This is a genomic window from Bradyrhizobium erythrophlei (assembly GCF_042430365.1).
GTDB classification, from domain to species: domain Bacteria; phylum Pseudomonadota; class Alphaproteobacteria; order Rhizobiales; family Xanthobacteraceae; genus Bradyrhizobium; species Bradyrhizobium erythrophlei.
The window spans coordinates 1-8,445 of sequence record NZ_JBHMET010000037.1; the positions used below are offsets into that span (position 1 = coordinate 1).

The 8,445-nt window shown below is 63.1% G+C and carries 9 protein-coding genes and 1 pseudogene; 4 read left to right on the forward strand and 6 right to left on the reverse strand.

Annotation, left to right across the window (positions count from 1 at the left end):
• Positions 1–181, forward strand: a pseudogene (locus ACFFWD_RS06030) (hypothetical protein); the annotation flags it as partial.
• Here the strand turns inward: ACFFWD_RS06030 and ACFFWD_RS06035 are convergent.
• The 4 genes from ACFFWD_RS06035 to ACFFWD_RS06050 all read right to left on the reverse strand — a co-directional run bounded on the left by ACFFWD_RS06035 (position 153) and on the right by ACFFWD_RS06050 (position 3,425).
• Positions 153–434: a DUF1488 family protein gene (locus ACFFWD_RS06035; protein WP_376962466.1), complete on the reverse strand. Its 282-nt coding sequence runs from the start codon at positions 432–434 to the stop codon at positions 153–155. The pseudogene ACFFWD_RS06030 and the gene ACFFWD_RS06035 overlap by 29 nt on opposite strands.
• Positions 435–516: 82 nt before the next feature.
• Entirely contained in the window at positions 517–1,620 is a 1,104-nt protein-coding gene (locus ACFFWD_RS06040; RefSeq protein WP_376962468.1) for a serine/threonine protein kinase, read from the reverse strand.
• A gap of 5 nt (positions 1,621–1,625) precedes the next feature.
• Positions 1,626–3,059, reverse strand: coding sequence for a methylenetetrahydrofolate--tRNA-(uracil(54)-C(5))-methyltransferase (FADH(2)-oxidizing) TrmFO (gene trmFO / locus ACFFWD_RS06045; RefSeq protein ID WP_376962470.1), 1,434 nt, complete (start codon positions 3,057–3,059; stop codon positions 1,626–1,628).
• 213 nt (positions 3,060–3,272) lie between these two features.
• Positions 3,273–3,425, reverse strand: a complete 153-nt coding sequence (locus ACFFWD_RS06050; RefSeq protein ID WP_016846063.1) for a DUF1127 domain-containing protein — start codon at positions 3,423–3,425, stop codon at positions 3,273–3,275.
• 893 nt (positions 3,426–4,318) lie between these two features.
• On the opposite strand from ACFFWD_RS06050, the gene ACFFWD_RS06055 reads away from it, so the two are divergent.
• On the forward strand, positions 4,319–4,624 hold the full coding sequence (locus ACFFWD_RS06055) for a hypothetical protein (RefSeq protein ID WP_376962474.1): 306 nt from the start codon (positions 4,319–4,321) through the stop codon (positions 4,622–4,624).
• A gap of 56 nt (positions 4,625–4,680) precedes the next feature.
• Here the strand turns inward: ACFFWD_RS06055 and ACFFWD_RS06060 are convergent, their stop codons facing one another.
• Complete coding sequence (locus tag ACFFWD_RS06060) at positions 4,681–5,496, reverse strand: lytic murein transglycosylase (protein WP_376962482.1); 816 nt, start codon at positions 5,494–5,496, stop codon at positions 4,681–4,683.
• A 247-nt stretch (positions 5,497–5,743) separates the two neighbouring features.
• A complete protein-coding gene (locus ACFFWD_RS06065) occupies positions 5,744–6,649 on the reverse strand; it encodes a DUF2189 domain-containing protein (RefSeq protein WP_376962476.1) in 906 nt (301 codons plus the stop codon).
• 303 nt (positions 6,650–6,952) lie between these two features.
• Between ACFFWD_RS06065 and ACFFWD_RS06070 the strand changes: the two genes are divergently transcribed.
• Positions 6,953–7,363: a DUF3597 domain-containing protein gene (locus tag ACFFWD_RS06070; protein ID WP_376962478.1), complete on the forward strand. Its 411-nt coding sequence runs from the start codon at positions 6,953–6,955 to the stop codon at positions 7,361–7,363.
• A 233-nt stretch (positions 7,364–7,596) separates the two neighbouring features.
• Positions 7,597–8,445: reverse transcriptase domain-containing protein (locus ACFFWD_RS06075; protein ID WP_376962480.1), on the forward strand; the 849-nt coding region annotated here is incomplete at its 3' end.

Below are 8,445 nucleotides of genomic sequence, written 5' to 3' on the forward strand. Positions count from 1 at the left end.
AAAAATTGAATCAGCAAATTCTCGCTACGGCGAGAGGTTTTTCAGCAGACTGCTAGAGCGCTTCCGAGCGAAGTGGATGCCGGTTCGCGTGAAGGAAGCGCGTCAAAACAAGAATCTAGAGTTCGGTTCTGATCCAATCAGAACCGAAACCTCTAGCCCTGTTTCGGGATGTGTTTGGTGAAGATCCGGATCGTGGCGCCTTTGACGACCGGACCACTGTCATAAAGGTCGGAAGCGATCTTCTCGACGACGTCGCGCAACGCGACGAACTGCGCCTGCCGCGCGATGCTCGGCGTTCCCCGCGTGCCCGCCAGTTCATCCATTGCGGCATCGCTGATCTGGCATTCGATTGTCTGGTCGCCGTCGAGCATGGAGAATCCGAACGCCATCCGTTCGGAATCATATCCCCCGATACGGCCACGCGTGAGTGGCATCAGAACCTGTCCCTTTGAGCGCTCCCCCTTTGCGAGAGTGCTGCCTCAGGGCGCGTTTGTCGAGGGCTGCGTGGCGTGTGCGTTAACGCGACGGCCTGTCCATCTCGGCCACTTCGAAATTGAAGCGGTCGCGCAGATTCTTGCGCTGCTCGAGGATGTCCTTGAGGAACTCGCGATCGGCGTCGCTGCGCATCATCGTCTCGATCAGGTCGATCTGGTTCATCGCGACGAGCTGGAGGATTTCGGTGCGCGGTTTGCCCGCCGCATCGCGTGGCAAGGCGTGGACGACCTGGATGTGTTCGGGCGGTTTGACGCCCCTGGCCGCGGCGAGTTCGTTGCGCAGCGTCTTCTCTAGCTCGGCCTGGTCGGCCTCGACGAAGGCATACAGCCCGACGCCGACGCGGCGGTCGGCAAAGGCGACGATCGCGGTGTCGCGCACCTCGGGATTCCTGCGGATCAGGTCGACCAGCATGGGCGCATCGTTGACGAGGCGTCGGCCGCCGCCTTCGCGGTCGGTGAAATTGAAGATGCCGCGGGTGATGGCCTGATAGACCTTCTTGCCGGTCTTGAGCCAAAGGCTCGCGACCGCCGATTTCTTGGCGAGCACCTTGCGCTCTCTTGGCGTCAGCGCCTCCGGCGCGTAACTGCGCTTATGCTTCAGGAGATGCCGCAGATCTTCATAGGCCGCGATGCGGAACAGGCGGCTTCGCCTCTTGAAGCAGGCAGCGAGCTGGAAGTCGGTCAGATAGGCGCGGCCGTCGCGGCCGACCAGCCAGTTCTGCTCCTTGGCGAGATCGTTGTGGCAGATGCCGGCGCGATGCAGTTTGCGCAGCGCTGATTTGGCCGAGCGGAAATAGGCGACGTCGCCATGCGGCTTGGCCAGATGCAGCGCCGCGCCGTCGATGAAGCCGCGCACCAGCGCGCGCCGGCCGGCCCACAACAGTCTGGGGCCGACGTCGAGGTCGCGCGCCAGCGTCAGCGCGCGGCGCTCGCGTGAGAACAAATGCAGCGCGAGCCCGAACGACCAGAACGGCACCTGGTCGAGCCGGCGCAACACGCCGTCGACCTCGCCGGTCCCGGTGCGGAAGCGGCCGCGTTCCACGGTCGAGAACACGTCGCGCTTGAGCAGGACGCCCTGGCTCCATCGTGCCGACAGCGTGGCAGCGTCGTCTTTCGGCAAGCTCATGAGTGTCAGGCCGCAGCTGCAACGCGCAGGTGATCGGCGATCCAGCGATCGAGATCGGCGAGTGCGCGCGCGCTGATCGCCTGCTTCTTGGCGACGGTCTTCTCGTTGCCGCGCAGCCGCGAGCCGTCCGGCTTCTTGGCCGGCGGATGGGCGAGCGGCGGGAACAGGCCGAAATTGATGTTCATCGGCTGGAACGAACGCGGGCCGGCCTCGATCGTCTCGATGTGGCCGCCGGTAATGTGGCCGAGCAGCGCGCCGAACGCCGTGGTCGATGGCGGCGGCGTCAGCGAGGTGCCGCGCGCCTCGGCGGCGGCGCAAAGCCCGGCGATCAAACCGACGCTCGCCGATTCAACATAGCCCTCGCAGCCCGTCATCTGTCCGGCAAAGCGCAGCCGCGGCTCGGCGCGCAGGCGCAACTGGCTGTCGAGCAGCTTGGGCGAGTTCAGGAAGGTGTTGCGATGCAGGCCACCCAGGCGGGCGAACTCCGCCTTCTCGAGCCCGGGAATGGTGCGGAACACGCGCTGCTGCGGGCCGTGCTTCAGCTTGGTCTGGAATCCGACGATGTTGTAGAGCGTGCCGAGCTTGTTGTCCTGGCGCAGCTGCACGATCGCGTATGGCTTTACGGTTGGATTGTGCGGATTGGTCAATCCGACCGGCTTCATCGGCCCGTGGCGCAGCGTCTCAGGCCCGCGCTCCGCCATCACCTCGACCGGCAGGCACCCGTCGAAATAGGGCGTGTTGGTCTCCCAGTCCTTGAAGTCGACCTTCTCGCCGGCCAAGAGGTCCGCGACGAAGGCGTCATACTGCTCCGTCGTCATCGGGCAGTTGATGTAGTCGGCGCCGGTGCCGCCGGGCCCAACCTTGTCGTAGCGCGATTGGAACCACGCCACCGACATGTCGATGGAGTCCTTGTGCACGATCGGCGCGATCGCATCGAAGAAGGCGAGCGCAGTCTCGTCGGTCAGCTGCCGGATCGCATCCGCCAGCGGTGCCGAGGTGAGGGGGCCGGTCGCGACGATCACGTTGCTCCAGTCGGCCGGCGGCAGCCCGGCAACTTCCTCGCGGCTGATCTCGATCAGCGGATGTTCGCGCAGCGCGTGGGTGACGGCGGCGGAGAAGCCATCGCGGTCGACCGCGAGCGCGCCGCCGGCCGGTACCTGGTTGGCGTCGGCCGAGCGCATGATCAGCGAGCCGAGGCGGCGCATTTCGGCGTGCAGCAGCCCGACCGCGTTGTTGGCGGCGTCATCAGAGCGGAAGGAGTTCGAGCAGACCAGTTCGGCGCAGCCTTCGGTCCGGTGCGCCTCGGTCATCCGGGCCGGGCGCATCTCATGCAGCACCACGCCGACGCCCGAATTGGCGACCTGCCAGGCGGCTTCCGAGCCGGCGAGCCCCGCGCCCACGATGTGCACGGGTTGGGAAGAGGATTTGTGCGATGTCATCGCGCAGCGTTAGCGCGTTTTCATCCGGCGTGCATCTGAAACTATAGCGTTTTCAAGCGAAGTGGATTCCGGTTCGCGCAAAGAAAACGCGTCAAATCAAAAAGCTAGAGCCCGGTTCAGATGCAACCAGAACCGAAAAGGCTCTAGGCCGGAAACGACAACGCCCGCTGTGAGGAGCGGGCGTTATCCGTTCATCAGATGGCCGACGAGCGATCAGCCGTTGTAGGTGCCGGCTGCAACACGCGGAATGTCCGAGCGATCAAGGCCGATATCGGCCAGTTCGCGATCGCTGAGCTGGGACAGTTCGCTGACGTTGCGCTGATAGTCCCGGAAGGCCTGGATCATGCGGATAAGCGAAAGCAGCATTGGTAGTCTCCTAGTAGTTCCGATTCAGCCTTTCGATTGGCCTCATCGTTGAAATGAATATAGATGAGATTTTGCAGTGCAGAAGTTCCGATGTTGCGATGCAGCTAATCCCAAAACGCATGGCGCGGGTAAGGTCTGATTAACTCTTCGGCGCCAGCGGCCGGCGTCGGGTCCCAGGAGCCGGCGGACGAACGGCGTCATGCGTGTAATAAGCAATAAAATCAATGGCTTGCCGCACGCGCAGCATACTTGCCGCTGTCCTATCAGGTGGTAATTTGAGACCGCAAAATCAAGATCATGTGAGCCAAGCAAGGCCTGATCGTTGCTTGGAGCGGGGTCGATAGGAAGAACCTCTCCTATGCGTGATTCGCATGCAATATCTGGAATAAAAGTGATTTGTAATTCATTTATTGATTCCGCTGAAGCACGATTGCGCGCGAGACTTGGCGGAAGGCTTGAACGGCAACGATTGACCGGTGGCGCATTGCGGCGACGTTCCACCGCTCAGTCCGATCGTCCGAGATCCCCTGAGTTCGTTCGCCTCGGCCGGTTGCCGGCCCGCAGCGGCGAAACTGGTCCTCTCGGCCTCGGCGCAGGCTCACGGCCATGAGGCCTATCCGGATCTCATCGATGCGGCGCTCGACCGCTGGCTGGCCGGTCCTATCGCGAAGGGTGCATTGTCTCGTACCGCAACTGCGAACGGATTGATGCCGGCTCCGCGAACCACGCCGCAAATCTTCAGGTGATCGACCCCGCGCTTCCTTACCAAGGTGTAATGAAAACACGACACAACGCATGCGAGCGCTGCGCGTAGTGCGCATCACATTTGTATCGCGTGAAGCTCATTCTGCACGATGCGCGGAACTGGGAATAATCCCGTCGCAGATTCCGCAATGACGCTGGTTTCTGTTCAAAAACAGAAGATGGAAAATCCCATGATCAAGACATTGATCGGCGCAGCCGCCATGGCTGCCGTTGCTTTCGCCGTTGTTCCAGCTCAAGCCGCCAAGATGGGTGTTGGCTGCAGCGGTGCCAACCTCGCCAAGACCGAATCCGCGGTCGAAGCCATGGCTGACGGTGACGGCAAGTTCATGGCGCAGAAGGAAATGTCACTCGCCCAGGAGGCTATGCTCAACGGCAAGATGGGGGCGTGCAGCATGCACCTCGGCAAGGCGATGCACGCCGGCATGGCGAAGTAGGTTTGTCCAGCACGACAGGGGCCGGTCGCCTGGGGCGATCGGCCCTTTCATTTGCCTCACGGCGCGCGGGCGAGCTGGGTCGCGAAGTAGCCGATCGTTCTGGCGTACACCTCGCTCTTGTTCCACTGCTTGATCACCGCAAAATTCTCGCTGCCGGGCTCCCAATCCTTGCCGCGCTTCCAGCCGTAACTCGCCAGGAAGTTCGCCGTGGAGGCGAGCACGTCGGGCACATTACGCAGGAGATCGCGCTTGCCGTTGCCGTCGAAGTCGACCGCGAACTTGACGTAAGACGACGGCATGAACTGGGTCTGGCCGATCTCGCCGGCCCAGGCGCCGCGCATATCCTGCGGCGCGAGGTCGCCGCGTTCGATGATGCGTAGCGCGTCCATCATCTCGGCCTTGAACATGTCCGAGCGACGGCAGTCATAGGCCAGCGTCGCCAGCGAGCGCATGGTCGGAAACTTTCCGGTATTGACGCCGAAATCGGTTTCCAGCCCCCAGATCGCCACGATGATCTCGCCAGGCACGCCATAAGCCTGCTCGATGCGCGACAGCACCGAGCCGTATTGCTTGAGCATGTTGGAGCCGCGGGCGAGGCGCGGTGGCACCATGCGCCCCGAGAACTGCTCGAAGGTCTGGCTGAAGACCTGCTGCGAATGGTCGCGCGACAGGACCGCCTTGTCGAGCGTCACGCCGGCCAGGCCGGCCTGGATCGCGTTCTGGGAAATGCCTTTGGCGGCGGCTTCCTTCTTGAAATCGTCGAGCCAGGCTTCGAACGAGCCGGTGCCGCAGGGCGCGGCAAGCGCCGACGCTGCCGATGTCAGCAACCAGGCGCTTATGGCGAGCGCGCGAATGGAAATGCGAGAGGTCATATGGCCGTTCACTCCGGAGTCGATGACGTCATCGACATTGGTCGCGGAACCGGCGCGTATGTTCGCGGCAACAGCGGCCAAAACAAGGCTGGTGGTCGACCCGTCGATAGCAGGTATCTCTGCAATTGCCACGCCATCGTCACATCGGCTCGACGCCACCGCGATGACGACACAAGACAAACCGCCGGCTCAGCTTCAGCCGGCGGTCTGGTCGCATCTTCAATTCCACCCGCGATGGGCGCAGGGCTCACTCGTCCCCGCTGCGCCGCCACGGGAAGAGGTTGGCCGGGAAATCGGCCGCCGGCTTGCGCGGGCGCGGTTGTGGGATCAGCGGGCGCGCATTGGGATCCCTGACGATGACCTCGCGATACAAATGCCAGGTGGCGTGGCCGAGCAGCGGGATCACGATCGCAAGTCCGAGGAAGAACGGAATCGTTCCCAGCACCAGCAGCACCGCGACGATGAGGCCCCAGGCGAGCATCGGCACCGGATTTTGCGCAACGGCGCGCATCGACGTCACCATGGCTTCGCCGGCGGTCGCGTGCCGGTCGAGCATCATCGGGAATGCGATCACGCTGATGCAGAGCGCCACGAGCGCGAACAGGAAGCCGACGCCGCAGCCGACCACGATCAGCCACCAGCCTTGCGGGGTGGTCAGGATGCGCTGCGCAAAATCCGGAATGTTGGCCGCGGTCTCGTAGCCGAACACCGCGGTGTAGATCGCCTGCGCGGTCGCGATCCAGGTGACAAACAGCGCGAACAGCAGCGTGCCGACGCCAAGCATGGCGCCTGACGACGGTGAACGGAACACCTCCATCGCATCCCATGCCGAGGCGTCGCCGCCATCCTCGCGGCGCCGGCTCATCTCGTAGAGGCCGATGGCGGCAAATGGGCCGAGCAGGGCAAAGCCCGCAGCCAGCGGAAACAGCAGGGGCAGCACAGAATAGCCGTGCACCGTGCGCGCCAGCACGAGGCCGAGCACGGGATAGATCAGGCAGAGAATGATGGCGTGGGTTGGTACCGCCTTGAAGTCTTCCCAGCCGAGCCGCAGCGCTTGATGCAGGTCGGACAGGCCGATGGTGCGGATCTCTGGCGCAGATGCGGCAGCTTGTCCGCTCTGCGTCATGGATGTGACATTGCCTTGAGTGGCCATGGTCGTTGTCTCCCTCTGGACGGCCGCATGTCGCGCCCGTGAGACGGGCACAAACGTACCGCTTCTCGAAGCGATCACGAATCGGCCAGGCGCGAAAGACAGAACAGGGAACTGGCCATGTCGCGAACTGAACCATCAGGCTACTCCCAAACATGAACAAAAGCACTCTCACGCTTCAGTGAATGTCGCATTGGCAAGGTATTGACGTGGCGGTACAGTTAATCTGCGACCCCGGTCAGGCGCTCCGGTCCACCAGCGCCGCCTAGAACCGTCACACCGTCTCAGGTCTTTTGGGAGCAAACGATGAGCATCTTTGGAAAAATCATGAGCGCGATCTTCGGCAGTAGCGCCAGCGCCGCGCCGGCTGGCGGAGCGGCCACAACCACGGCATCCGCCGGCGGATCGTCCAGCAGCGCATCGTCGTCTCCCGCCGCCACCTCTGCTGCACCGGCGCAGACCGTTGACGTCGCGCCGATCCTCGACAAGGCGGTCGCGGCCAAGGGCGAGAAGCTCGAGTGGCGGACCTCGATCGTTGATCTGATGAAGGCGCTCGACATCGATTCCAGCCTCGCCGCGCGCAAGGAGCTTTCCAAGGAGCTTGGCTACAGCGGCGATACCAATGATTCCGCAAGCATGAACATCTGGCTGCACAAGCAGGTGATGGCGAAGCTTGCCGCCAATGGCGGCAAGCTGCCGCCGGAGATCAAGCATTAATCGGACCACCCAACGAGCGACCAGGGCCCGCGTGATCGCGGGCCCTTTTTTGGTGTGCCGAGTATGAACGACAGCTTGGAGGTGGAAGTCCTCTACCAGCCTGATGGCGGCGAAGGGTAGCGAAACGCAAGGGCGTCGCCGCGAGGTGGGGTCTGAAGAAAGCGTGGAGCAAAGCCGCGGCCCGATGGACAAGAACCGGATAACGAGGCCTACCCGGCCGGACGAGCGAGCCAATGATCGCGAAGTCCACAGTCATCAAGGGTCGGGGTGGTAAATCCGGCGGGCGTGCGGTGAAGGCGGTCGGTCTTACCTCGGGAGATCTGCGCTGTGTCCCGGCAACGGGACTGAGGGCGCCGCAAGGCGGCCTGACCACAGCGCAGAAGTCAGCAGAGGGCATATTAGGCGGCGGCGCGCCGCCGAAGGCCCGAACGGTGGAAGTGGTTAGTAGAGCGGTCGATCTCGCGCGAGCCATGCGGCAGAAGAATCAGGTTGAGCTGAACTCGGACACCGGAGCGAAGGGTGAAGCCCAAAGCGCCGCCGCCCGAGAGACCGAAGCAAGCGCGGCGACGGCCAGTCTTGAACGCCCGGCGGTCGTAGGACCGTCGATGGAAGCAGTAGCCGAGCGTGAGAATCTGAAGAAAGCGTTGGCGCAAGTGAAGCGCAACAAGGGTACGGCAGGCGCCGACGGGATGACCGTCGGCGAGCTTCCGGCCTACCTGAAAGAGCACTGGCCTACGATCCGGGCCCAGTTGCTTGAGGGCACCTACAAACCACAGCCGGTGCGGCGGGTGGAGATACCGAAGGCGTCGGGCGGCATGCGGCTGCTCGGCATTCCGACGGTGCTCGACCGCGTCATCCAGCAGGCGGTGATGCAGGTGCTGCAGGCGGACTGGGACGGGACGTTCTCCGAAACGAGCTTCGGCTTCCGGCCGGGGCGTTCGGCGCATCAGGCGGTAGAACGGGCGCAGGCGTATATCGCGTCTGGGCACGCCACTGTCGTGGATCTCGACTTGGAAAAGTTTTTGGATGTTGCGTCATACTACACCTTCAGTTTTTTTGAGAGGGTCGAAGAGGTCTGGAGC

What these genes read in the sequence shown, in the direction of transcription:
- ACFFWD_RS06070 (WP_376962478.1), top strand. Translation starts at nt 6,953, where the DNA reads ATGAGCATCTTTGGAAAAATCATGAGCGCGATCTTCGGCAGTAGCGCC.
- ACFFWD_RS06055 (WP_376962474.1), top strand. Translation starts at nt 4,319, where the DNA reads ATGACGCTGGTTTCTGTTCAAAAACAGAAGATGGAAAATCCCATGATC.
- ACFFWD_RS06060 (WP_376962482.1), bottom strand. Translation starts at nt 5,496, where the DNA reads ATGACCTCTCGCATTTCCATTCGCGCGCTCGCCATAAGCGCCTGGTTG.
- ACFFWD_RS06035 (WP_376962466.1), bottom strand. Translation starts at nt 434, where the DNA reads ATGCCACTCACGCGTGGCCGTATCGGGGGATATGATTCCGAACGGATG.
- ACFFWD_RS06065 (WP_376962476.1), bottom strand. Translation starts at nt 6,649, where the DNA reads ATGGCCACTCAAGGCAATGTCACATCCATGACGCAGAGCGGACAAGCT.
- ACFFWD_RS06040 (WP_376962468.1), bottom strand. Translation starts at nt 1,620, where the DNA reads ATGAGCTTGCCGAAAGACGACGCTGCCACGCTGTCGGCACGATGGAGC.
- ACFFWD_RS06050 (WP_016846063.1), bottom strand. Translation starts at nt 3,425, where the DNA reads ATGCTGCTTTCGCTTATCCGCATGATCCAGGCCTTCCGGGACTATCAG.
- trmFO (WP_376962470.1), bottom strand. Translation starts at nt 3,059, where the DNA reads ATGACATCGCACAAATCCTCTTCCCAACCCGTGCACATCGTGGGCGCG.